At 42.8% G+C, this 23,234-nt stretch carries 24 protein-coding genes; 11 read left to right on the top strand and 13 right to left on the bottom strand.

What is annotated here, in order from left to right; all coding sequences use genetic code 11:
• Positions 1–50 precede the first annotated feature (50 nt).
• The 7 genes from F0145_RS09825 (at position 51) to F0145_RS09850 (ending at position 5,658) form a co-directional block, all read left to right on the top strand.
• Positions 51–368: a DNA-directed RNA polymerase subunit omega gene (locus F0145_RS09825; RefSeq protein WP_150088240.1), complete on the top strand. Its 318-nt coding sequence runs from the start codon at positions 51–53 to the stop codon at positions 366–368.
• An 8-nt stretch (positions 369–376) separates the two neighbouring features.
• On the top strand, positions 377–943 hold the full coding sequence (locus F0145_RS26930; RefSeq protein ID WP_190277519.1) for a flavoprotein: 567 nt from the start codon (positions 377–379) through the stop codon (positions 941–943).
• Positions 897–1,586, top strand: a complete 690-nt coding sequence (gene coaBC, locus F0145_RS26935; RefSeq protein ID WP_190277520.1) for a bifunctional phosphopantothenoylcysteine decarboxylase/phosphopantothenate--cysteine ligase CoaBC — start codon at positions 897–899, stop codon at positions 1,584–1,586. Before F0145_RS26930 ends, coaBC begins: the two co-directional genes overlap by 47 nt.
• A complete protein-coding gene (gene porD / locus F0145_RS09835) occupies positions 1,579–2,484 on the top strand; it encodes a type IX secretion system protein PorD (RefSeq protein ID WP_150088241.1) in 906 nt (301 codons plus the stop codon). Before coaBC ends, porD begins: the two co-directional genes overlap by 8 nt.
• Before the next feature lie 176 nt (positions 2,485–2,660).
• Positions 2,661–2,888: a hypothetical protein gene (locus tag F0145_RS09840; protein ID WP_150088242.1), complete on the top strand. Its 228-nt coding sequence runs from the start codon at positions 2,661–2,663 to the stop codon at positions 2,886–2,888.
• Between the two features lie 3 nt (positions 2,889–2,891).
• Positions 2,892–4,544, top strand: coding sequence for a DNA repair protein RecN (recN, locus tag F0145_RS09845; protein WP_150088243.1), 1,653 nt, complete (start codon positions 2,892–2,894; stop codon positions 4,542–4,544).
• A gap of 289 nt (positions 4,545–4,833) precedes the next feature.
• Positions 4,834–5,658: an enoyl-ACP reductase FabI gene (locus F0145_RS09850; protein WP_150088244.1), complete on the top strand. Its 825-nt coding sequence runs from the start codon at positions 4,834–4,836 to the stop codon at positions 5,656–5,658.
• Between the two features lie 278 nt (positions 5,659–5,936).
• Here the strand turns inward: F0145_RS09850 and F0145_RS09855 are convergent, their stop codons facing one another.
• The 9 genes from F0145_RS09855 to F0145_RS09895 all read right to left on the bottom strand — a co-directional run bounded on the left by F0145_RS09855 (position 5,937) and on the right by F0145_RS09895 (position 15,431).
• Entirely contained in the window at positions 5,937–7,070 is a 1,134-nt protein-coding gene (locus F0145_RS09855; RefSeq protein WP_150088245.1) for an MBL fold metallo-hydrolase, read from the bottom strand.
• A gap of 57 nt (positions 7,071–7,127) precedes the next feature.
• Complete coding sequence (locus F0145_RS09860; RefSeq protein ID WP_150088246.1) at positions 7,128–7,391, bottom strand: phosphopantetheine-binding protein; 264 nt, start codon at positions 7,389–7,391, stop codon at positions 7,128–7,130.
• 108 nt (positions 7,392–7,499) lie between these two features.
• Positions 7,500–8,141, bottom strand: coding sequence for a TetR/AcrR family transcriptional regulator (locus tag F0145_RS09865; protein ID WP_150088247.1), 642 nt, complete (start codon positions 8,139–8,141; stop codon positions 7,500–7,502).
• A gap of 104 nt (positions 8,142–8,245) precedes the next feature.
• Positions 8,246–11,419 carry an efflux RND transporter permease subunit gene (locus F0145_RS09870; protein ID WP_150088248.1) on the bottom strand — a complete coding sequence of 1,058 codons (3,174 nt, stop codon included), beginning with the start codon at positions 11,417–11,419 and terminating at the stop codon, positions 8,246–8,248.
• Positions 11,420–11,458: 39 nt separating this feature from the next.
• Positions 11,459–12,508: an efflux RND transporter periplasmic adaptor subunit gene (locus tag F0145_RS09875; protein ID WP_150088249.1), complete on the bottom strand. Its 1,050-nt coding sequence runs from the start codon at positions 12,506–12,508 to the stop codon at positions 11,459–11,461.
• Between the two features lie 13 nt (positions 12,509–12,521).
• Complete coding sequence (locus F0145_RS09880) at positions 12,522–13,874, bottom strand: TolC family protein (protein ID WP_223815941.1); 1,353 nt, start codon at positions 13,872–13,874, stop codon at positions 12,522–12,524.
• A 68-nt stretch (positions 13,875–13,942) separates the two neighbouring features.
• The gene (locus F0145_RS09885) at positions 13,943–14,410 is read right to left on the bottom strand and encodes a GbsR/MarR family transcriptional regulator (RefSeq protein WP_223815943.1); all 468 of its coding nucleotides are present in this window, start codon (positions 14,408–14,410) and stop codon (positions 13,943–13,945) included.
• 403 nt (positions 14,411–14,813) lie between these two features.
• Positions 14,814–15,185 (bottom strand): cupin domain-containing protein, encoded by a 372-nt coding sequence (locus F0145_RS09890; protein ID WP_150088251.1) that lies wholly within the window; start codon positions 15,183–15,185, stop codon positions 14,814–14,816.
• 30 nt (positions 15,186–15,215) lie between these two features.
• Entirely contained in the window at positions 15,216–15,431 is a 216-nt protein-coding gene (locus F0145_RS09895; protein WP_150088252.1) for a Kazal-type serine protease inhibitor domain-containing protein, read from the bottom strand.
• Between the two features lie 452 nt (positions 15,432–15,883).
• On the opposite strand from F0145_RS09895, the gene F0145_RS09900 reads away from it, so the two are divergent.
• On the top strand, positions 15,884–16,285 hold the full coding sequence (locus F0145_RS09900) for a CsbD family protein (RefSeq protein ID WP_150088253.1): 402 nt from the start codon (positions 15,884–15,886) through the stop codon (positions 16,283–16,285).
• Positions 16,286–16,476: 191 nt separating this feature from the next.
• Positions 16,477–16,908 carry a YtxH domain-containing protein gene (locus F0145_RS26830; protein WP_150088254.1) on the top strand — a complete coding sequence of 144 codons (432 nt, stop codon included), beginning with the start codon at positions 16,477–16,479 and terminating at the stop codon, positions 16,906–16,908.
• A 175-nt stretch (positions 16,909–17,083) separates the two neighbouring features.
• On the opposite strand, the gene lysS is transcribed toward F0145_RS26830, so the two are convergent.
• A complete protein-coding gene (gene lysS / locus F0145_RS09910; protein ID WP_150088255.1) occupies positions 17,084–18,607 on the bottom strand; it encodes a lysine--tRNA ligase in 1,524 nt (507 codons plus the stop codon).
• A gap of 392 nt (positions 18,608–18,999) precedes the next feature.
• On the opposite strand from lysS, the gene F0145_RS09915 reads away from it, so the two are divergent.
• Positions 19,000–19,467, top strand: coding sequence for a hypothetical protein (locus F0145_RS09915; RefSeq protein ID WP_150088256.1), 468 nt, complete (start codon positions 19,000–19,002; stop codon positions 19,465–19,467).
• Positions 19,468–19,573: 106 nt separating this feature from the next.
• Here the strand turns inward: F0145_RS09915 and F0145_RS09920 are convergent, their stop codons facing one another.
• The 3 genes from F0145_RS09920 to F0145_RS09930 all read right to left on the bottom strand — a co-directional run bounded on the left by F0145_RS09920 (position 19,574) and on the right by F0145_RS09930 (position 21,765).
• Positions 19,574–19,813 carry a hypothetical protein gene (locus F0145_RS09920; protein WP_150088257.1) on the bottom strand — a complete coding sequence of 80 codons (240 nt, stop codon included), beginning with the start codon at positions 19,811–19,813 and terminating at the stop codon, positions 19,574–19,576.
• Between the two features lie 35 nt (positions 19,814–19,848).
• Positions 19,849–20,457: a bifunctional nicotinamidase/pyrazinamidase gene (gene pncA / locus F0145_RS09925; RefSeq protein WP_150088258.1), complete on the bottom strand. Its 609-nt coding sequence runs from the start codon at positions 20,455–20,457 to the stop codon at positions 19,849–19,851.
• A gap of 276 nt (positions 20,458–20,733) precedes the next feature.
• Positions 20,734–21,765: a hypothetical protein gene (locus F0145_RS09930; protein WP_150088259.1), complete on the bottom strand. Its 1,032-nt coding sequence runs from the start codon at positions 21,763–21,765 to the stop codon at positions 20,734–20,736.
• A 533-nt stretch (positions 21,766–22,298) separates the two neighbouring features.
• Here F0145_RS09930 and F0145_RS09935 point away from each other — a divergent pair.
• Positions 22,299–23,213 (top strand): PorP/SprF family type IX secretion system membrane protein, encoded by a 915-nt coding sequence (locus tag F0145_RS09935; RefSeq protein ID WP_150088260.1) that lies wholly within the window; start codon positions 22,299–22,301, stop codon positions 23,211–23,213.
• Positions 23,214–23,234: the final 21 nt, after the last annotated feature.

Here is a 23,234-nt window from a genome sequence, read left to right on the forward strand (position 1 = left end):
AACAACTAATTACTAACAACTTTAAACGTAAAACTTACAACTTAATAAATATGGCACAAGTACCTGCATCTATTGTAACCCGTAACATGGCTGATTTTGCCGACGAAACAGGTAACGTTTACGAATCGGTAGCTATTATTTCGAAGCGGGCCAACCAGATTTCGGTTAAAATAAAAGAAGAGCTGAACTCGAAATTAGCTGAGTTTGCTACTACCGTAGATAACCTGGAAGAAGTTTTCGAAAACCGCGAGCAAATCGAAATATCTAAATATTACGAGCGCATGCCGAAGCCTACTAACCTGGCCGTAGAAGAATTTCTGGAAGGAAAAGTATTCTACCGGATGCCCGACGAAGAAGAGGCTGAATAATTTAGCGCATGCTTCGGCAGAAAAAGATTATTCTGGGCGTTTGCGGGAGTATTGCGGCTTATAAAGCGGCGCTATTAACCCGTTTGCTCGTTAAAGCAGAAGCAGAGGTGCAGGTAATCCTGACCGCCTCTGCTTCTGCTTTTATAACCCCTTTAACTTTAAGCACGCTCTCCAAAAAACCGGTATTAACTGAGTTTACCAAAAATGATGGTTCCGGCGAATGGCACAACCACGTAGATTTAGGCCTATGGGCCGATGCCCTGGTAATAGCGCCCGCCAGTGCCAATACCCTGGCTAAATTGGCTAACGGCTTTTGCGATAATCTCTTGTCGGCGGTTTATTTATCGGCGCGCTGTCCGGTTTTTTTGGCACCGGCCATGGACCTGGATATGTATGCCCATCCGGCGGTAACTGCCAACAGGCAAAGACTCCAATCGTACGGCAACACCTTGCTGGAAGCCGGTTACGGTGAGCTGGCCAGCGGTTTGGTAGGGCAGGGGCGTATGGCCGAACCCGAAGAAATTATCCATGTACTCCAGCAGCACTTCCGCCTTGCCGACTCCCGCTTCGCTTAAAAACAAAAAAATATTACTTACTGCCGGCCCCACTTACGAGCCGATCGATCCGGTGCGCTTTATTGGGAATCATTCTACCGGAAAAATGGGTTATGCTTTAGCCGAGGCATTTGCCCGCGCCGGTGGCCAGGTAATATTAGTCAGCGGCCCTACTACTCAAAAAGCCGAGCACCCAGCCATTCAGGTTATTCCGGTAACCACCGCCGACCAGATGTATGCCCAGGTAAAACAACACGCCGATGATGCTGATATTTTGGTATTTGCCGCGGCCGTAGCCGATTACAAACCCAAAGAAGTTTCGACGGTTAAAGTGAAGAAGAAAGAAGAAACGCTCACGTTGGAACTGGTAAAAAACGTAGATATTGCCAAAACCATTGGCCAAACCAAAAAGCCGGGGCAGTTTACAGTGGGTTTTGCCCTCGAAACCGATAACGAAGTGGAAAACGCCCGGGCTAAGCTACAGACTAAAAATCTGGATTTGATCGTTTTAAATTCGTTGCAGGATGTCGGGGCTGGTTTTAAGCACGATACGAATAAAATCACCATCATTCAAAAAGATAAAATAACTATCTTTGATTTAAAGCCCAAGACCCAGGTAGCGGCCGATATTGTAAATTTTATCTCCGAGAGAATTCATGTTTAAATATATATTATGCGGGTTAATATTGTGGTTAGGCTGCCGGCAAGTGCAAGCCCAGGAACTGCAGTGCGATGTAATTATTAACTCGGATCAGGTGCAAATTCAGGACCGGCGGGTGTTTACCGATATGCGCAACGCGGTTTCGAATTTTATGAATAACCAGCGCTGGACCAACGAAACTTACCGGCCCGAGGAACGCATTAAATGCCGCCTGCTCATTACTATAACCCAGGCCCCGCAGATTGGCTCCTACAACGCCATTGCCCAAATTGTAACCAGCCGGCCGGTTTACGGTACCGGGTACGAAACGCCATTGCTGTCGCTCGTAGACCGGAGCTGGGCGTTTGATTACATCGAGGCGCAGCCGCTGCAATTTTCCGAAAATACTTTTACTTCTAACCTGGCCTCGCTCTTATCTTTTTACGCTTACCTGGTGGTGGGCATGGACCGCGATAGCTTTGTGCGGCTGGGCGGCTCGCCGTATTACGACCGGGCTTTGCAAATAATGAATAATGCCAGCACCCAGGCGCCGAATACCACAGGCTGGAAATCGGCGGACGATACCCGCAGTCGTTACTGGATGCTGAACAATTTGCAGGACCCGCAACTGGAAGGATTCCGGGTGGCGCAATATTTATATTACCGGCAAGGCATGGATATTTTTATTCAGAAACCCGAAGATGCCCGGAAGAATATGGTCGAGGCCATAAAAAATATTCAGCAGGTTTTTCAAATCAGGCCCGGCGCGCCTATTCTGCGTTCTTTCTTCGAAACCAAAGCCGACGAAATTGTATCGGTATTTAAAGGTGCCAACCCACCCGAAAAGCAGGCCGTTTACGCCATGCTCTCCCAAATAGATCCCACTAATATTACCAAGTACCAAACCATTATCCAGCGCTGATATTGATAATTATGAATTAGAAATTATGAATTATAAATTAGGGTTCAGAAAAGAACAAGCCTAAACAATGTGTAATTTTGAACATTGTCTAAACTTAAACTTATTTTTATAGTTCTTCTGAAACAGAGCATAAAATTCATTCATAATTTCTAATTCATAATTCATAATTTAAAGGAGTGGGTAAACGGCAGGTAAGAATTTTCCGGAAAGATATTTTGCTCAAAAAAACCGAAATTGAGGGTGTAACGGGGCACGTAATTATGGCCGATCATGTTGTACACAGCGGGCAAATATTGGCGGTTTCGGATAGTCAATTAGCGTTGCGCGACCCGCGTTTTAACAAACATATACTGGAAATTGGTACTATCGAGGAGGTAGTATACGATAAAGAAACTGACTACTAGTTCATGCTGATTGATCTGAAAATAAAAAACTATGCTTTAATAGAGCGGCTGGAGATGCAACCTTCGCCGTTGCTGAATATTATTACCGGCGAAACCGGAGCCGGTAAGTCTATTATGCTGGGGGCGATTGGTTTGCTGCTGGGTAACCGGGCCGATACCAAAATATTGTTTAATAACCAGGAGAAATGCGTGATTGAAGGCGTTTTTGATATTGCCGAATATAACCTCCAGGAGTTTTTTGCCGAAGCCGATATTGACTTCGACAGTACCTGTATTTTACGCCGCGAAATAACCCCGGCCGGTAAGTCACGCGCTTTTGTAAACGATACCCCCGTAACCCTCGATACTATCAAATCGCTCGGTTCTAAACTAATGGATATTCACTCGCAGCACGATACCTTGCTGCTGGGCGATACGGGTTACCAGTTAAATTTAATTGACTTATACGCAGGCAACACCGCTTTGAAAGAGCAGTACGGCGAGGCTTTCCGGCGGTACCGCAAACTGGAAAGCGACCATAAAAAAATGGAAGCCCAGCTGGCGCAGTCGCAGAAGGAGCTGGATTATAATGCCTTTTTACTCAACGAGCTAGCCGAAGCCAAACTGCAGCCTGACGAGCAGGAAGAGCTGGAAGACCAGCTAAAGCAACTGGAGCACGCCGAAGAAATAAAACTAAAACTTAGCCAGGCCACCCAATATATTTCGGATTCGGAGTTTAATGTGTTGTCGGGATTAAAAGATGCTACTTACCTGGTGGGGCAACTGACCGAGTACGGCGAGCATTACAGAACCCTGAAAGAACGCCTGGATAGTTGCGCTATTGAACTGGCCGATATCTCCGGTGAACTGGAAGATGCCGAACGCATTACTGAAGCTGACCCGGAAAAAACCGAACAGGTGCAGGACCGCCTCAATGTGCTTTACACCCTGCAACGCAAGCATCAGGCCCATACCAATGCAGAATTATTAGCGATTCAAGCTGATTTGGAAGAAAAAGTAGGCAGCGTACACAGCTTAGACGAAGGATTAGCCGGTATTAAAATAGAAATGGAAGCGGCTTTTAAACAGGTCGAAACGCTGGCAACACAATTATCGGAAAGCCGGCAAGCCGTGTTTCGGAAGTTTGAATCGGAGTTGCATGGTTTATTAGCCGAGTTAGGCATGCCCAATGCGCGCCTGGTTATTCAGCACAATACCGGTGCGCCTACCAATACCGGTATCGATGTAATCAGTATTTTATTTAGTGCGAACAAAGGTGCCGCGCCGCAAACCCTAAGCAAAGCCGCTTCGGGTGGGGAGTTTTCGCGGCTGATGCTGTGCGTTAAATATTTATTAGCCGATAAAACGGCGTTGCCTACCATTATTTTCGATGAGATTGATACGGGTATTTCGGGCGAAGTAGCGGTTAAAGTAGGCCGGATGATGCAGCAAATGGCAAAGAAACACCAATTGGTAGCTATTTCGCACTTGCCCCAAATGGCCGCCCAAGGCGATGCGCATTATTTTGTTTACAAAGACGATCGCGCCGACCGAACCATCAGCCGCATCAAGAAATTATCGGAAGAAGAGCGCATCCGCGAAATTGCCCAGATGATTGCCGGCGCCAACCCCAGCGATACCGCCTACCAGAGCGCCCGCGAGTTACTGGCCCTTTAGGTTCGTTATTCGTTGGTCGTTAATCGTTGTTCGGTTTGGGTTAGTGGAGATAGTTTTATACTTTTTAAGGGAAATATTGGTTAATTAAACCTTATTTCCTTCGGAATATTAAGAGTCTAAAAATCAGATTTAAATTATTTTGGATAATTAAGTAATGCACCTGCTTACCTGGTAGGTGCATTTATATTTTTAAGTAACCGGAATATGTTTCAAATTTGGGCATAATTGGTAATATTGTATTTTAAAATCCCAACCGAACAACGGATAACGAACAACGAATAACGATACTATGGCTTATAACTTATTAAAGGGAAAAAGAGGAATAATATTTGGGGCTCTGGACGAAAAATCTATCGCCTGGAAAGTGGCCCTGCAGGCAAAAGAAGAAGGCGCTGAATTTGTGTTGAGCAATGCCCCACTGGCCATGCGCATGGGCGAAATAAATAAATTAGCCGAAACCTGTAACGCCCAGGTTATTCCGGCCGATGCCACCTCGGTAGAAGATTTAGAAAAGCTGTTTACCCAAGCCCAGGAAATATTGGGTGGCAAAATAGATTTTGTTTTGCATTCTATTGGCATGAGCCCCAACATCCGGAAAGGCAAAGCTTACGGCGAGTTAAATTACGATTGGTTCCAGAAAACGCTGGATGTATCGGCTTTGTCTTTCCATAAAGTAATGGCCGTAGCCGAAAAACTGGATGCCATGAACGAGTGGGGTTCTATTGTGGCCTTGTCTTATATTGCCGCTCAACGCGTATTCCCAGATTATACTGATATGGCCCAAGCCAAAGCTATGCTGGAATCGATTGCCCGCAGCTACGGTTACCGCATGGCCAAGCAGAAAAAAGTACGGGTTAATACTATTTCGCAATCGCCAACTAAAACTACGGCCGGCACCGGTGTAGGCGGTTTTGATGTTTTCTATGAGTATTCCGATAAAATGTCGCCGTTAGGTAACGCGCCGGCCGAAGCCTGCGCCGATTATTGCATTACTTTGTTCTCGGATTTAACCCGCTACGTAACCATGCAAAACCTGCTGCACGACGGCGGCTTCTCCAGCATGGGAATCTCGGAAGATGTGGTAAACCTGATGACAGCGAACCAGCAAGGATAAACAGCTTGTAATTAAGGGTTCCGGAAGTAATTTGCTATTTATTAGCAGCCAATATTTAAAAAGTATTTTAAAATATTGGCTGCTTTAAGAAATGGTGTTAAGCAAAAAAAAAAGTTTAAGTAATCCATTCGTGTTATTCAGGAAGAATCTAGGTAGTGGACTTGCTAAATAGGTTCTTCCGGAATAACACGAGTTATTACTAGCAAGCAACTAAGTAAGCTATTAAAAATATAGGATTTAGGTGTTTTTTACAATCAATATTTTTGACCTTGCCCGGATTATATGGCTGGTGGCTGCCACCAACGCTTAGCTGGTAATTTTTGGTTTAAAATAATGGGTTCTCCAATCTGAGGGGTAGTTACTTGTACTTGTAAAGCCTTAGCTTTTGCTTGAAGTCTTTCCACGGGTTCGGTCCAGCTATGCATGGCTAAAGTAAAGGCACCCCAATGAATGGGCATCAATATTTTACCTTTCAGGTCCAGGTGCGCTTGTACCGTTTCTTCGGGCATCATGTGAATATTAGACCATAATTCGTTGTATTGTCCGCACTCCAGCAGTGTAATATCAAAGGGGCCGTATTTATTGCCAATTTGTTTAAAGCCCGGAAAATAACCCGAGTCGCCGCTGAAAAATATTGAATCTTGGTGGCCCTGAATAACCCAGGAGGTCCATAGGGTTTGCATGCGGTCGGTTAAACCCCGGCCAGAGAAATGACGGGCCGGCGTTGATACTAATTTAATTCCCTGCAGCTCGGTTTCCTGCCACCACTCCAGTTCAGTAATTTTAGCAGCGGGTATACCCCAGGCTTCTAAGTGCGCGCCAATGCCCAAGGGTACGTAAAAATGGCCTGTTTTCTCTTTTAATTGCTGTATAGAGCCATAATCCAAATGATCGTAGTGGTCATGCGAAATCAGGATGGCATCAATGGCTGGCAAATCTGCGATAGCAATAGGCAAGGTTTTGCTGAAACGTTGCGTACCTACAAAAGAAATAGGAGAAGGTGCCTGACCCAGCATGGGATCGAGTAATAAGCGTTTGCCATCAATTTCTATTAAAAAAGCAGAGTGGCCAAACCAGGTAATGCGGGTAAGGGAATCATTTTTAGCCGCAAACGCCTGCGGGTCTATTTTTTGCACCGGAATAGACCAATTGGGCTGTTGGTTCTCGTCTTTGTTAAACATGTTGGCGAAAACCTTTACGTATCCGGAGAAATCTAAATCCATGGTAGTTTCTAACTGGTTCTGGAACCGGCCATCTTCGTAGAGCGCAGAATGTTGGATAGCTGCCAGCCGTTTTCCGGTTGCCTTACCGCCAAACTGAGGAGAACTATTTACAAATATTAGTCCTCCTAAAACTAATAATATAATTAAGCCGGCTAAAGTATAAAGTAACACCTTGATAATGCTTTTCATGGATAATACGCCATTAAGCAGGTTGCCTTGGCTATTTAATAGAAGTAATGAAATTTGTTAAACTTGTGCCACAACAGGGTTCGGAACACTTTTGCCCAGAATAAAATAAACAAAATCGTTTACTGAATTTAAAGGCACTTCATCCGGAATCGTAATTTTATATTTCTTCTCCACCGCCAATATTATATCAATCAAATCAACTAAATCTAAACCTAATTGATCGAACGATTTGGTTAATAAGCGGGAAACCCGTATACCTTTTTGCGCATAAATAAGCTGCGCAACTTCTTGGTAAATAGAACTATAGTTATTTGGATGCATGTAAGCTAAAAATAAGAATTTGATGGTATTAACTTTTAAGATTTACAAAAGCATACAGACTGGTGAGTTTTAATATTTATAAAGTAAAAGCCAGTATACCTTTTGTATTTATGAATCACCAGCATATTTGAGGTTGTCTGGGCAATGCTGCTGGCACAAATAATCCAGTATTTTGTGGCCTTCGGCCGAAGCCACCCCCATAATAAAGTTCTTTAGCGTTTGCCGGTAAGTTTCTTGTAGGTTAAATTTTCCGGCCGGAAATAATTCCGAATCAAAAATAGTTTCTAATTGCCCGGTATACAGGCGCGCAGTAATATCGGCATCTACATCCGGACGATATAAGCCCGCTGAAATTCCTTGAGCTAAATTGGCTTTAAGATGCTGAATAATGTGTTGTTGCTTGTACGACTGCCATATTAGATAAGCCTGATTATGATATTTTTTTAAATCATAAAAAAAAGAAGTATGAAATTGGAGTAACTTCTTGATGATGTTATTTAATTCCAGGCAAAATTCTTCAATGGCATTGGAATTACTGGGGGTACATTCAATTTTTATTTCGTTTAGGTAGGTAGTCAACGCTTCTTCTACCAATTGATCTTTGTTTTCGAACCACCTGTAAATAGTTTTTTTAGACATGCCCAGGTTTAGGGCAATATCATCCATAGAAATAGTTTTGATACCGTATTTTTTAAAAAGCTCAAAAGCTTGCTTTAATATGCGCTCCTTCACCACTGTGTTTGTGTCCATGCTGCTTTAAAACTTTTTTATTAGTTGAGTTGCCAAGGTTAGAACTAAAAAAACGGGTGCCAATCCTGATAGATTATTGCACCCGTTTTTAGTTCCGGAATGGCTTAATAACTATGGGCCATTTTTTGTTCTTCCAGCATAGCAGTTTCGTGCTCCAGTTCTTCCATGGTTTTCTCTTCTAGCTCAATTTTGGTGCTCTTATCTAAACCAAACTTGGCCAATACGCGGTCGAAGAGGTAATAAATAATAGGCACTACAATCAGGGTTAAGAACATAGAAGAACTTAAACCACCAATCAAGGCCCAGGCCAAACCATTTTTAGAAGCAGCTACGGCCCCACCGGCTAATGCAATCGGCAACATACCAATCACCATCGCCAGCGTGGTCATCAAAATCGGACGGAAACGAATCCGGATGGCTTCTACTAAGGCATCTTTAACGTAAACACCTTCCGATTTCAACTTGTTCGTAAAGTCAACCACCATAATCGCGTTCTTCGCTACCAGACCAATCATCATAATAATACCCAGGATAGAGAAGATACTCAGGGTTTCGGATGACAAAGCCAAAGCTAATAAGGCCCCGATAATCGCCAGCGGAATAGAGAACAATACCACAAACGGATACACATAACTGTCGTACAAGCCCACCATAATCAGGTACATGAAAATAATAGAGGCTAATAAAGCAACTCCCAATGTACCAAAACCTTCGGACTGGTTTTTCAGGTTACCTTCGTACGTAATACCTACGCCCTGCGGCATTTTAATAGCCGCCAACCGCTGCTGAATCTCGGCACCTACCGAACCAGACGGACGACCCACTACCTGCGAATTTACGTTAACGGAAGTTACCCGGTTGGTACGCTCTAGTTTAGATGGGCCCGATGATTGTTTAATATCAGCAAACTGTCCTAAACGAATGGTTTGTCCGGTATTATTTACGAATGATAAATTCGCAATATCCGTTACGTTACGGCGGTCGAATTCATCTAAGCGGATGTTAATATCGTAGTTGTTGGTTCCTTCGCGGTATTCGGCATCGGTGTTACCACTAAAAGCAATCTGCATACCGGCACCCACGCTTTCCAGGGTTAAGCCCAGGCTCGCCATTTTGTCGCGGTCTACCTGCACTTCAATTTCGGGGTTACCACCTTCTACCGAAGTTTCTACGTCGGAAGTACCCGGCACCTGCACTACTTCGTTCATTACGCGTTGGGAGAAAGAAAGTAAAGTATCGAGGTTCGGACCAGACAATACAATCTGGATAGGTGCTTGCGCACTACCCACCATACCAACCGGAACCGGCGTAACTTTAACCCCGGTAATCAGACCTTCGACTTCGGCCTTTACTAATCGGCTAAACTTCTCGGTGCTGAAATCACGTTTTTCTACCGGCACCAAAGCCACAAACACCTCCGACTCATAAGCCGTACCCTGGCCTTGCTGCGAGGCAGCAGTAGCACCTACCGTAGTAAATACCCGGGTTACTTCAGGATATTTTCCTAAGTATTTTTCAAACTGCATCGTAGCCTGATTGGTTTGTTCAACCGTGGCATTTTTAGGTAATTCTAACTGGAAGTTAACCTCACCGCGGTCACCGTTACCAATAAATTCACTACCAATAAATCCGCCTGGTATCAGCATTACCGAACCAATAAAAGCCGCTACAGTTAATACTATTACTATAATTTTATGATTAAAAGACCATTTCAGCGTTGCTGTAAATCCATCGATTACACGGTCTAAGAAGCGCTCAAAAGCCAGAATAAAACGGCCAAATAAGTTCTTGTCTGATACGTGCTCTAACTTAGAAAAACGGCTGGCCAATAACGGAATTAAAGTAAAGGCTACGAACAAACTGATTAAGGTTGCAACGGCTACCACCACGGCAAACTGCCGCAAAATATCCGAAACCAGACCAGTTGAAAGCGCTAGCGGCACAAACACTACTACAATTACCAAAGTAATAGAAGTTACGGTAGCACTAATTTCCCGGATACCATCGTAGGCCGCCTGCGCCGGTTTTTTACCCATTTCCATGTGGCGGTAAATATTTTCAATTACCACAATGGCATCATCCACCAAGATACCTACTACCAGCGAAATCGCCATCAAGGACATCAGGTTAAGGGAGAAACCAAATAAATAAATGGCAATAAAGGTAGCCACCAACGAGGCCGGAATAGACACCATTACAATAATCGCGTTCCGTAAACTGTGCAGGAACAACAACATTACCACGGCTACTAATATTACCGCCAGGAACAAATCGTGCATAACGGAATCGGCAGCCTCTAGCGTAAAGATGGAAGTATCGTTGGCAATATTAAATTTCAGGCCAACATTCGCATAAGTTTTTTCCAGTTGAGTTAATGTAGCGCGGGTTTGCTCACTTACTTCCACGGCGTTGGCATCCGATTGCTTCTGAATGGTAATACCTACCGAAGGTTTCGAATTTACCCGGTTTAATACGTCAATATCTTTTTGCGAATCCTGCACCTCGGCTAAATCGCTTAAGCGCACAACGCCCCGGTTATCCTGACGAACCACCAGGTTTTGCAATTGGTTTAAAGACTGGAATTTACCAGCCAGACGAATTTGGGTTTGGCCATTCGCATCTTTTATTTCGCCGGTCGGGAAGTCTAAGTTAGAAGTACGGATAGCTTGCATTACCTGCAGCGCCGAAATACCATATGCTTCCAGCTTATTGGCGTTCATGTTAACTTTAATCTCACGTTCCTGACCACCTAGTACTTTAATCTGGGCAACACCTTGCGCCCGCGATAACTGCGGTTTAATCTGCTTATCAATCAAATCAAAGAATTCGGTAGCGGGCATGTTGGCCGTAGCACCCAGGTTCATGATAGGTAAATCGTCAAAGTCGAATTTTCCCAAGGCAGGGGCATCGGCATCTTCGGGCAAACGGGCCAGCATGGCGTTTACTTTCCGCTGCGCATCCTGTAAACTTAAGTCTACGTTGGTACCTTGTTTTAAATTAACAACAATAATTGAGAAGCTTTCCTGCGACGTACTTTTAATATTGTCTACGTTTTCCAGGGAAGAAATCGCATCTTCAATTTCCTTTGTTACTGAGTTCTCCACCTCAGAAGGCGAAGCACCCGGATACAAGGTCGTAATGGTAAGCACCGGGGGGCTGAACTTAGGCAGCAACTCGTAGTTTAACGAGTTGTAAGACACTACCCCCAGTAAGGTTAGAACGGTAAACACTACCACCACCAGGGTAGACCGTTGTATAGATACTTTTGTAATATTCATCTTGTTTTATTTCTCTTGATATTGGGTTTAAAACCCAGCTTACAGAATACTCACTTTTAAGCCATCGCGCAGGTTAATCTGGCCGCTTTGTACAACCTTTTCGCCGGCGGTTAAGCCTTCCAGAACTTCAACTTTATCCTGGGTAATTTTTCCGATTTTAATTTTCTTCAGTTTGGCTACGTTATTTTCAACCACATAAACGGCCGGGTCTTGTACGCTACCCACTAAAGCTGCACGGGCTAATAAAAGGGCATCGCGGGAATCGGCAATATCGAAAGAAGCGGTACCGTACATACCAGCGCGCAGGCTGTTATTAGCCGGGTTTTTCACTTCAATTTCCACGTCGTATTTCAAAGAATTATCGGCTTGGGCAGCAATAGCGGTTACGGTACCTTGTACTTCGCCGGCTCCCGCATTGGCTTTCACGTTTACTTTATCACCTTTTTTAATCAGCAATACCTGGGCTTCGTCTACTTTTACATTCAGCTTCAGGCGGTCTACGTTTACAATATCGTACAGCTTGGTAGCCATACCCAGGTAAGAACCTACTTCCACGTATATTTCATTAATCTCACCGTTAATAGGCGAGGTAATGCGGGTTTTGTTTACGCGTTGTTTAGCCGCTACTAACTGGGCTTGCGTGACTTTTACATTTAAGCGGGCATCTTCTAACTGCCGTTTGGTAATGGCTTCGCCGGCGGCTAAATTCTCGAACCGGCCTAAGTCGCGCTGTGCTTTCTCGAAATTGGCTTGCGCCGTAGCTAAATCGGCACTCATGGTATTGGCTTCTACCTGCAACAACAATTCGCCGGCTCTTACGCGGTCGCCTTTGCGTTTTAGCACGCGTTGCACCTGGCCCGAAGTCTCTGACATTAGAGCCAAAGTCTGGATAGGTTCGAAATTACCTTGGGCAATAAAAGAACGGTCTAGTTTATCAATTGCGGGCTGCGTTACCTGCACCGATATAGCTTCGCTTTTTATCTCGGCTACAGCAGCTTCGGCGGCCATTTCTTTTTTATTATTTACCAGCGTGTAAGCTCCAAATCCGATAATGGCTACAGCAATGATGATATAAATAATCTTTTTCATTTTGAGTTTTATACTACTTTATTAATGTTCTTAAATTTCCTTTTGCTTGTAAATAAGTTAGCTGGGCTAACTGGTATTTTAATCTTTCATTGTTTAGGTTGGTTTGGGCTTCGCGTAAGCTAACTTCGGTATCTAGTAACTCAGTCAGCGGCGATAAACCTTCTTTGTACAATTCATTGGTATTGCGGTAAACTTCCTGTGCCAGTTCCACATTGCGTTCCTGAGCCCGAATAGACGATAAGCTGGTTTTCATTTGGGTATTGGCATTCAGCAGTTCCATTTGGGTATTGCGGGTTAGTAACTGAATATCCTGGTCTACTTTATCTACTTCTATCTGGGCCTGACGCATCTGGTTGCGGCGCTGGAAGCCATCGAAAATGGGAATATTTAAACGGATTCCCAGGGTAACGGCTTTAAACCAAGGCTGGCTGTTATCAAAAAAGTTAAACTCGTTGCGTTGCGCGTTGGTGCTGAAATTGCCAAAGCCCGATAACGATGGGTAGTACCGCGACTGAATATTCTTTACATTTAATTTATATAGCGATTTCTGCGTAGTCAGCAATTTAAAGTCAATGCGGTCGGCTAAAATAGCGTTGGCATCGTCCTGTACCGGTACTGCTTCATCCAGTACGTTAGCCGAGTCCGCCAGCTGAATATCCTGGTTCATGGGCAATCCCATGAAAAATTTCAGGGCATTCTTCTGTTGATCATAAGCAGCCGTAAGCGTCTGGCGCTGATTTTCCAGGTTGGTTTTGCTAACCGTAACCCGGTTTACCTGTACTTTGGTAGCTACATCGTTTTTGTATTGCAGGGTTAATATTTTTTCCAGTTGTTCCAGCCGTTTAGTGTTGGCATCAATGGTATTAAACTGCTCTTTTGTTTGCAGCATCTGCAAATACGCCGAGCCCACGTTGTAAATAATTTGCTCTTCGCTTAACTGCTTGCGCAAAGCATACAACTCGCGGGTAGTATTGGCTGCTTCCAGGCCCACAAAAAAAGATTTACTAAAAAGTAATTGCTGCAGTTCCAGGCCACCCGAAACATTGTATTTAGTACCAAACTGCACCGGAATAAGCGTACCCGGCTGGCCGGCTAATTCGCCGGGTAATAATTGGGTAGCCAAAGCCGGAAAAGTATTTAACTGACCAGTTCCGCTTACCTGGGGCAAGCCAGAACCTTTCGTTTCCTTTATTTTATATTCAGCGCTTTGCTCGTCCAGAGCCGCTTTTTTAATATTCTCGTTGTTAGACAGGGCAAACTTAATTGCTTCCTGTAAGGTAAGTTGGCCGGCTGGCGGCACGTTTTGCGAAAAGGCCGGCCAAAAAGAAAGAAGCGTTAAGGCCAGCAACAAAAGTTTTTTGTTCACGGTAATTATTAATGGTTTAGTTATTTATGATAAGTTCAGAATTAAAAGAACTAAAAAGAGAAAAAATATTAGGATTTTCGAGTTTTTTCCTGATCCCATTGCTGCAATAAAAGAGGCAATTGCTGGAAAACATAGTCCAGGAAATCTGCTAATTCTTTAATGCGTTCATTGTATTCTGGGGTTTCTTTGGTGCGTAATGCCAGTACTTCTCGCATAAGCGAATTAAAACCAGCCATAACTTCAATTTTATGTTTAAATTCTTCGCGCCAGTTAGATACTTTTAACCGAAAATAGCGTCTTCTGTCTCCAGAAAAGGTTATATATTCGATGCGTTGCATTTGCAGCAACAGGTTAATGCCATTACTAGTAGCACTTTTACTTATTTGTAGGGCTTCAGTTATTTCGTCGAAAGTAAGATGTGGGTTATCTGAGACGTACAAAAGACCAAGAATACGCCCTGCCACAGGTTGTAAACCCTCGCTTTCATAACTGATGCCAATTTTCTCGATTAATGTTTTTTGCTTATCCGTCAACACTAATTTGGGCTTACAACTAAAAATCATCTTTCTTGCTTATTGTATTTCCCTTCTTTAACGCTGCAAAGGTAATATAGAGTTCATTAAGTTCATAATTTTATGAACTAAAAAAATAATAAATCTTTGTGTAGAAGGTAACTAAAAGTATATCAGGTTTTTATCTGGAATTTAAGGGGGATATATTTACTTAATAGGTATAAATTACCTGCAAGTAAATGCCTATTTGGTTGGTTGCAAAATAATTTATTTATTGCTTCAGCTACTAGAAACCCATATTTTAAGGCTGAGAAATTCACCTGAAAAATATTGTTTACGTGGGTATAACTAAAAACCAGAAGAGACACATTCTAAAATGTGCCTCTTCTGGTTTATAGCAAAGCAGCCGAATTAATCTGGCAGCAGTTTATTCATCTTCGCGGTTAACGGTATTAATATCGAAAGCCGGCACGCACACCGACCAATATTCTGTTTCTTCGTCGAAAGGGTTAGAATATTTTACGCGGGCTCCGCTTTTAACCAGTAAGGTCTCGCCGGCTTGCAATATTATTTCTTCGCCGTCTACTTCGGCCATTTTCCGGCCCCGGATTACAATGGTTATTTCGTCGAACTCTGGTTGCTGGTGTGGCTCCGACCAATGCGGTGGGGCTATCATGTGGGCAATGCTATAGGCTGGGGTGCGGGTAGTGGCTAAACCCAAGTGCTCTTCTATTAATTTGCCATCGGTGGTGGGTACCCGAAACGGTTTAACTTGTTTAAAGTATTTTTTATCTGTCATGTTTTTACAAGGGTATAAGCAAAAAACAAATTATTCTGGGCAGGCGCCTTTGGTAAAAGAAATTACTCCGGCATTTTCGGCCAGGCACGCATTGCTGTAAGTTTGGTTGTTGCAACCGCAAACCGGGTCGTACTGCATGGTGCATAAAGCCTCGGAATTAATTTTTGCCGGATCTATACACAAGGGTTGGGCCGCTTTACAGGTTATTAGCAACAGACTTAAGCAGCCATATAAATAATGCTTCATGCCCCAATTATTACAGTTTTTTTTACCAGATGCAAAAGGTATTTTCTAAAGGCTGTGCATTTAACTAAATATTGCGGTATTATGTTTAGCTAAATAGTAAGGTAAGAGCTAATTATAATTAAATAATTTTTAATAGTATTTCTTATAAGAAAGCAGCCCTTTTACTAATTTTTTCTTTTCTGCTTAAGTAAGCCGCCTTGGTAATTATTAAATGCTTAGGCCGTGCCATAAGGTTAAATATTTAAAAGCACTAGCCTTAACTAGCTAAGATTTTCCGGTAGCAAAGATTCAGATATATATATAATTTAGGTAACTAACTTAACTATTACTACCTGCCTTCGTATAAAAAAATTATTGCAGTGGCCTAAATATGAATGCCTTTCTTTTATTAGAAGCGTATTTACAGGCAAACGCATACATCGTAATGAATTTAACCTTTAAAGAAGAAACAAATGTTAGGTAATGTAAACGACAACAATGGCAAAGTTTTGTTGGCTTTGCTGGCAGGCGCAAGTGCTGGTATTATAGCGGGTTTACTAATGGCTCCCGAAGCAGGTAAAGGTACCCGCGACAGCATTAAGCGTAAAGCGCAGGACTGGACCGATGAACTGGACCAAGTAGCTCGGAAGTATATGCGCAAGCTGGAAGACTTAAATATTACCGGCACCGGCAGCAGTTTAAAAATGCAAGGCTCCTGGGATGAAGTTAAGGGCCGTTTAAGAAGCCAGTACGGCGACTTAACCGATGAAGACTTAACTTATACAGAAGGCCAGGCCGACCAGTTAGTGGGCCGTTTAGAAACGAAGCTGGGTAAAACAAAAGCCGAAATCAGACGCTTAATATCCGAAATTTAAGGCAATATTTTCTGTTAGAGATATAACTGCAATTTAGTTATGATATTATCTAAAGCTTTTTACCTTTGCAACCAAAGCTATAAGTTAAAGATATAGCTATAACTTAATGTAATTAATGCCGTTATATCTGCAAGCAGAAATTAACAGGCCTTTTTTAGGAAACCTTAAAAATTAAAACAAAATCTACAACTATGAAAGACAACAGCGGAAAAATTATTTTGGCATTATTAGCTGGTGCTAGTGCCGGTATTGTAGCAGGCTTATTAATGGCCCCCGACAGTGGCACAGTATCGAGAGATAATCTGAAGAAATATGCTGGTAAATTAAGCAAAGACCTGGAAAAAACTTTTCAGGAAAACATTAACAAATTAAGCAGTTTAGATACCGGGGCTTTATTAGGCAGCCTGGGCTTAGGTGGTAAAGCTGAAAACGGTGGCAGTGCAGCCGGAGGCGCTACTGGTGGTGGCAGTACTACCACTACTGGTTCAAACCCGAATGCATCTGGTAGTGTAGCCGGTGCTTCTGGTTCTGATGCCAGTGCAGGCGGCCCACCAAGAGGCGGCAGAGCAGCCGGCGGAACTAACCCAACGGGTGCCGGTCCGGAAGTTGGCGAAGATGCCTAGAATATTTTAGTTTAAAGCAAAAGCGCTTCCTGGTTTTACCAGGAAGCGCTTTTGTTTTCATAAAGGTGATATTTAAACTTTGCTGATTTGTATAAAGCTGCTGCAAAAATAAAACCTCACAGGTTTTAGGGCCTGTGAGGTTTACTAAAATATTGCCAGATATTAATTACAACTATTATTCTGGCCTTTCGGGTTTCATTTGCGGAAAGAACAGCACATCCTGAATAGAGTTGGAATTGGTCATGATCATGCTCAGGCGGTCGATGCCAATACCTAAACCGGCGGTAGGCGGCATGCCGTATTCTAAAGCCCGTAAAAAGTCTTCGTCCAACACCATGGCTTCGGTATCGCCGCGACGGCCCAGTTCCAGTTGCTCTTCAAAACGGGCGCGCTGGTCTATGGGATCATTTAATTCCGAGAAGGCGTTGCAAATTTCTTTGCCGTTACAGATTGCTTCAAACCGTTCAACCAAGCCTTCTTTACTGCGGTGGCGCTTGGCCAGCGGCGACATTTCTACCGGATAATCGGTAATAAATGTGGGCTGAATAAGGTGTGGCTCGCACATTTCACCGAATATTTCGTCAATAATTTTGCCTTTGCCAATTTTCGGATCGAGGCGGATGCCCAATTTTTCAGCGGTATTGCGCAGTTCAGGCTCGTCCATCTCCGAAATATCTATTTTGGTAAAATGCTCGATGGCTTCGAACATGGTAAAGCGTTTCCAGGGGCGGGCAAAGTTAATTTTGTTTTCGCCTACCTGCACTTCGGTGGTGCCGTGTAAATCCAAGGCCACTTTTTCTACCATTTCTTCTACCAAATCCATCATCCAGTAATAATCTTTGTAGGCTACGTATAGTTCTACCTGGGTAAATTCGGGGTTATGGAAACGGCTCATGCCTTCGTTCCGGAAATCTTTCGCAAACTCGTACACGCCGTCAAAGCCCCCTACAATCAGGCGCTTCAGGTACAGTTCGTTCGCAATCCGCAGGTACAAAGTCATGTCCAGGGTATTGTGGTGCGTTTTAAACGGCCGGGCTGCCGCGCCACCGTATAAAGGCTGCAGAATAGGCGTTTCAACTTCTAAATAACCTTTGGCATTTAAAAACTGGCGCATGGAGTTGGTTAGCTGGGTGCGCTTCATAAAAGTTTCGCGCACCTGCGGGTTTACCACCAAATCTACGTACCGCTGGCGGTAACGCATTTCGGGGTCGGTAAAGGCATCGTAGGTAGTTTTGTTGCCCTGCTCATCTACGGTTTCTTTTACAATAGGCAAGGGCCGCAACGATTTGGTTAATAATTTAAGCTCCGTAACGTGTACCGATATTTCGCCAACCTGGGTAACAAAAGCATAGCCGCGGATACCAATAAAATCGCCGATATCCAGCATTTTTTTAAATACCTCGTTGTACAAAGCTTTATCGTCGCTGGGGGCAATATCGTCGCGCGAAACGTATATTTGAATGCGTCCGGTGCTATCCATCAGCTCGGCAAACGAGGCCTTACCCATAATGCGGCGGCTCATGAGGCGCCCTGCCAGGTAAACATCCTGGTATTCACCAGATTCGGGTTTAAAATTTTCTTTTATGTCTTTGGCAAAGGCCGATACGGGAAACAACTCCGAAGGGTAGGGGTTAATGCCTTTACTCTGAAGTTGTTCGCGCTCGTGGCGCCTGCGTATTTCCTGTTCGCTTAATTGCATGCGGATTATTTTTTATTTCTTTTGAGAAGCGCAAATTTCATAAATATTTTGCCAGTAATCTAACTTTTCGCGTAACTTCTCTTAACCCGAACCATTATAGCCGAATTTTATTACCGCAGCATGTAATATATAAATGAAAGAAATTAACCAATATTTTACCTGCCGTGTGCCTAATATATACTGGCGTTTACGGAGGACGCCAATTAATGTGATTTATCTGATTAGCGTGATTTTAATTGCGTATTGCTGCGGTATTTTAATTAGTGAAGAAAAATAAACAGGCTAAATAACTGGTTTGTAAGGCTAAAAAACATTATATTAGATAGAAATATTTAAAATTATACCTTTTTCCGGCAGTTCACGTTTATTGTGTAAACACCCCTGGAATTTGGATGAAGTGCGAGGTAACGCTGGTTTTTGAAGAACATGATGGAACGCTTAAGTGGCTATTTAATATTATTACTTACGCCCACCATATAAGTGAGCCGCGGGTGCAAAAAATGTTGGAGCCTATGCTGAAAGAGTTTTTGCACGCAAAGAGTTACCAGCAGTTAATTAAACTGGCACAGCAGCAAATATCAGAAGAAGAATTGGTGCAAAAACACCTCCGGAATGGCCTGATAAAATTTAACAGCCCTTTGGTTAAAGTACGGGACGCTAAAATAAAGGCCATGTGTTACATGATAGTACAGGCCGGTGCTATGCAGGCCGCCGCCGAAGGGGAAGAAGTACCGGATTATATTTTAAATCTTTTTCAGGGCCACGAACATATCCTGAACAGCATAAAAGAAGCAGTAACCGAAGCGCTGGTACTATCCGGGGCTAAAGGCGTACAAATAGAAGAATTTAACAGTCAGTAAAAGTAGCTTTCCTTTTCTATACCACGACGAGAGAGACTAAGAGGCTATGAATATCATTGCATATTCGTAGTCTTTTTGTTTATAGGGGCTTTACAATTTGGGTAGCTTAGTACATTGGTTTTATTAAGAAGGAATTTTCGAACGTAACTATTCTTTCTCCTACTTTGAGTTTAAAATCTAAACTATCAACCACAATTCTTGTTAAGCCTCCGTCTAAGGCTGAAGGAGAATTTATCTTCCTGATAATATTCCTAAGCGTAATAATAATTTTATCTTCTGGATTCTGCCTGATTGCCATATCTAATTCGGATAATAAATTGGCCTTGACGGCTTCAAAATCTTTCATGGAATTACCCAAACTTCTTATCTCTGAGTAATGATCTATAATAAAGATTGGCTGTGAATTACCTGGCCACCTAAGTTTAATATATCGCTTTTAGCCTTTTCAAATTCGTCTGGATTAATAGATTTAATACCATCTTCAATCAGAAAAGTTTGAAATTCTAAAGCCAGTGCATCTTTAGCAGTATAGTAAACGCAATAATCGCCGGCTAAACCCATAATATACACCTGGCTTACTTGTTTGCCGCGCAGATAATCGGCCAGGGCCGTAGTTTTCCGGTGGCCATTATCGAAAAAGCCGCTGTAACTATCTATTTCGGAATCAGTTCCTTTCCGGAAAATAGCTTCTACTTTGTTTAGGTTCAGGACTTCGAAAAAGTTAGCGCCGGCGGTACCGTGCACACAATGGTCGGGCCACAACACTTGTTCCAGGCCATTTAAGTCTATTTTTTCGAATACTGTTTTACCCGCATGGTTAGAAGCAAAGCTCTTGTGGTGGGGCGGGTGCCAATCTTGGGTAGCCACCACCACATCAAAAAGCGGTTGCAACTGATTAGCCAGGGGCACTACTAAATCACCTTCGGGCACCGCCAAAGCGCCACCCGGAATAAAATCGTTTTGAATATCTATAAGCAATAAAGCTCTCATGCTCTTTTAAGGTAATATTTTGTGTTTCCAGGAAGAAAGTTGTGCTAAGTTACTTCTAAATTTAACCTATGTGGTAATCTATTTATTGCGCCTGATTATTATGCAGCAAAGCCTTTAGTTAGCGTTTGAATGAGCGGTTATACTGCAGGTAATTTTAGAACGGAAATAATAGTAAAAGGATTAGCCGGTAAGGCAAGAGTAGGCAGGCGTATAAAATAAAAAAGCATCGTTTTCTTAAGTGAAAACGATGCTTAGAACAATAGAAAGAAAATATATTTAAGCTGCTGTGCTTAACTGGTAAGATTTACCTTCGCCAAATATTGGTTCAATGGTATCTTGCAAGCGGGCAGTCACAAAGCTATTATGCAGGTGTACAGGCAGCTCTTCCACAATTCGCTGATATTTTTCCAGGCCAATAGCTTGCGCCACGTAGCTCTCATGTATGCCATTCAGATAACTTACAATATCTAACAACGATTCGTGGAATAATTTAAAGTCAATGTCGGCTTCTACAAACCGGTCAATTTCTTTGTGGCTCGACGAGATACGTAAGCGGCTAAGTAAGTCGAATAAGGTCGTATAGCCCATCCGCCAGGTTATCTGACTCCAATGCTGGGTGTTCCACTTCTCTAATACTTTGCCTGTTTTGGGGCTTCGCAAAGCCGTTTGGCTATTGTTTTGCACCTGGTTCCGGATCGTCTGCGCCCGCAGCTTTCGTGTAGTGCGTAAGAACTGGCCAATCTGCGCCTGAGCATCTATTCCCTTTTCCGGAATTTGCAGCGTAGGTTTATAGCCGGCCAACGGTAACCGGTGCATTGTAAAATCAGGGTAAGGCCCGGCCGCATAATACCCAACCGCTCGCGGATAAGCATTGCGTACCACCAAGCGTCCTACTTCCCGGCTAATTAGTTCGGCACTATTGGTTTTAATATTCAGGGTATACAGAAAAGCCTGCAAACCGGCAAAAATGGTATAGTAAGCCTGCGGGAAAGTCCAGTGCAAAGCATGACGCAAATAATCTTCGCTGCCCAACTCTGCCGTAGCCCGCAAGGCATATTCGGTACTCCAACTAGTTAGCAATATTTTGCCGACAGCTTCCAAATCCTTTTCATCTAGGTTGGCGTGATGCTCCCGGAAGAAAGTAAGATTTTCTAAACTGTTGTCATCGGTATGCTGAATATGGTAATTAATTGCAAAGAAGTAATTCAGAAATACCTGAGCCGGAATAGACTTGCGCCAGGTTTCTTCTGGCTTTATTTGCTCTTGGGCAAAGAGCGGAATTACGTTTTCGTTTGTCACCTTTTTCATATTAAAGAAACAAAATATAGGTAGGGTTTAGTTGCAAATATATTTAGTATTTCGTACTAAAAATAAAAATAAATAGGCTGTAAAACAACATTTTAAGCATAATAATTATATGCTAATATTTTTAGTATTAAGAAATTTGGTGTTCTTCTAAGCGCGTATTTACGCTATTTCTGGCTGTATAAGAAGGGGAAATATTACAAATCGGGTTAGGTACCTATTAAAAAACCAAAAATTTTAGCTTAGCTACGTTTATTTAATTATAGCTACTTTGTGCAGAAATAATGTTAATAAGATATAATGCAATAATTACTGCTGGGTTGTAAGGGTTTGTGCTAAAACTTATTATTGGTAAATTTAAAATTATCTTTTCTTGTAGTATGTGTTTTAATGTGCTTATTTAGTGGTAAATAGTTGTAAAATATTGCTGATGGTTATTTATGGTAAAGAAAAAATATTTAAAAAATTATAATTTAATTGTGTAAATATGATTAATATTGCAGTACTTTAATTATTGAAAAATTAATATAGAGCGCATGCGCATTTTTACTCTACTTTCTTTACTTGTATTATCTTCTTTAACCAGCTTGCGCGCGCAGGAAATACCGGTTATTAAAATCAGAACTATAATACCGCAGCAATACCAGCACAATTTTGTTTTTTTTAATCCGGCATTTGCCGGCTCCGAGAATAAACGGGAAATTGGCATTACCGGACACAAATTATCGATGCAGGAGCCGGGTGGACCAACTAATGCTTTGGTTTATTATCATGCGCCATCGGGCGCCCGCGAATTGCAGACTGGTATTGGTGTAGTAGCTTCTTTAGAAAAGTTTAATCCTTATACCCGCGGCAGATTTGGGTTTGTTTATGCCCGTGGTTTACAGCTTACCAAAAATTTGAGGGTAGCGGGTGGCGTGCAGGTTAATGGCAAATTTTTGAATATTAGTTATGAAGATTATCGCCGTTTAGATCCAAATGGGCAGAACTTAACTTCCGACGATAGTGATGTATGGCCGGATTTAGATGCCGGAATCTGGATTAATGCCCATCCTTTTTTTCTGGGTGGTTCTATTATGAACCTGATGAGCCGGACGTTTGAATTTAAGGGTGATGCTTCGCGTCAGGAAATGCGGGAAGCGCTGATTACGGGCGGTTTTAAGATTCGGTTTGGCGAGCATTTTAATTTAACGCCTTCGGTGTTGATGCAAAAAGGCCTGGATGCTGCTGATAAATCGGAATTAACTTATAATGCTACGGCGGTGCTGAAGTTTTTAGTTTTGGGCGCTTCTTACCGCGGCGAACATAATACCCAAATGCCCTGGTCTTTTAACGGCGGCTTAAATTTCGGCGAAAAGGTATACTTAGTATTAGCCGCCTCTGTGCCCCAAAACACTTATAAGGAGTTCTATAAACACGAACTGGAAGCTAATTTGCGGGTGCGGTTTTAATTATTCCTAAAGGATGATCTT

The sequence above is a fragment of the Adhaeribacter rhizoryzae genome (assembly GCF_008629685.1).
Lineage (GTDB): Bacteria > Bacteroidota > Bacteroidia > Cytophagales > Hymenobacteraceae > Adhaeribacter > Adhaeribacter rhizoryzae.

Excerpts from the sequence above, each read along its gene's own strand:
- F0145_RS09825 (WP_150088240.1), top strand. The coding sequence starts at position 51 with ATGGCACAAGTACCTGCATCTATTGTAACCCGTAACATGGCTGATTTT.
- F0145_RS26930 (WP_190277519.1), top strand. The coding sequence starts at position 377 with ATGCTTCGGCAGAAAAAGATTATTCTGGGCGTTTGCGGGAGTATTGCG.
- coaBC (WP_190277520.1), top strand. The coding sequence starts at position 897 with ATGTACTCCAGCAGCACTTCCGCCTTGCCGACTCCCGCTTCGCTTAAA.
- porD (WP_150088241.1), top strand. The coding sequence starts at position 1,579 with ATGTTTAAATATATATTATGCGGGTTAATATTGTGGTTAGGCTGCCGG.
- recN (WP_150088243.1), top strand. The coding sequence starts at position 2,892 with ATGCTGATTGATCTGAAAATAAAAAACTATGCTTTAATAGAGCGGCTG.
- F0145_RS09850 (WP_150088244.1), top strand. The coding sequence starts at position 4,834 with ATGGCTTATAACTTATTAAAGGGAAAAAGAGGAATAATATTTGGGGCT.
- F0145_RS09855 (WP_150088245.1), bottom strand. The coding sequence starts at position 7,070 with ATGAAAAGCATTATCAAGGTGTTACTTTATACTTTAGCCGGCTTAATT.
- F0145_RS09860 (WP_150088246.1), bottom strand. The coding sequence starts at position 7,391 with ATGCATCCAAATAACTATAGTTCTATTTACCAAGAAGTTGCGCAGCTT.
- F0145_RS09865 (WP_150088247.1), bottom strand. The coding sequence starts at position 8,141 with ATGGACACAAACACAGTGGTGAAGGAGCGCATATTAAAGCAAGCTTTT.
- F0145_RS09870 (WP_150088248.1), bottom strand. The coding sequence starts at position 11,419 with ATGAATATTACAAAAGTATCTATACAACGGTCTACCCTGGTGGTGGTA.
- F0145_RS09875 (WP_150088249.1), bottom strand. The coding sequence starts at position 12,508 with ATGAAAAAGATTATTTATATCATCATTGCTGTAGCCATTATCGGATTT.
- F0145_RS09890 (WP_150088251.1), bottom strand. The coding sequence starts at position 15,185 with ATGACAGATAAAAAATACTTTAAACAAGTTAAACCGTTTCGGGTACCC.
- F0145_RS09895 (WP_150088252.1), bottom strand. The coding sequence starts at position 15,431 with ATGAAGCATTATTTATATGGCTGCTTAAGTCTGTTGCTAATAACCTGT.
- F0145_RS09900 (WP_150088253.1), top strand. The coding sequence starts at position 15,884 with ATGTTAGGTAATGTAAACGACAACAATGGCAAAGTTTTGTTGGCTTTG.
- F0145_RS26830 (WP_150088254.1), top strand. The coding sequence starts at position 16,477 with ATGAAAGACAACAGCGGAAAAATTATTTTGGCATTATTAGCTGGTGCT.
- lysS (WP_150088255.1), bottom strand. The coding sequence starts at position 18,607 with ATGCAATTAAGCGAACAGGAAATACGCAGGCGCCACGAGCGCGAACAA.
- F0145_RS09915 (WP_150088256.1), top strand. The coding sequence starts at position 19,000 with ATGAAGTGCGAGGTAACGCTGGTTTTTGAAGAACATGATGGAACGCTT.
- F0145_RS09920 (WP_150088257.1), bottom strand. The coding sequence starts at position 19,813 with ATGAAAGATTTTGAAGCCGTCAAGGCCAATTTATTATCCGAATTAGAT.
- pncA (WP_150088258.1), bottom strand. The coding sequence starts at position 20,457 with ATGAGAGCTTTATTGCTTATAGATATTCAAAACGATTTTATTCCGGGT.
- F0145_RS09930 (WP_150088259.1), bottom strand. The coding sequence starts at position 21,765 with ATGAAAAAGGTGACAAACGAAAACGTAATTCCGCTCTTTGCCCAAGAG.
- F0145_RS09935 (WP_150088260.1), top strand. The coding sequence starts at position 22,299 with ATGCGCATTTTTACTCTACTTTCTTTACTTGTATTATCTTCTTTAACC.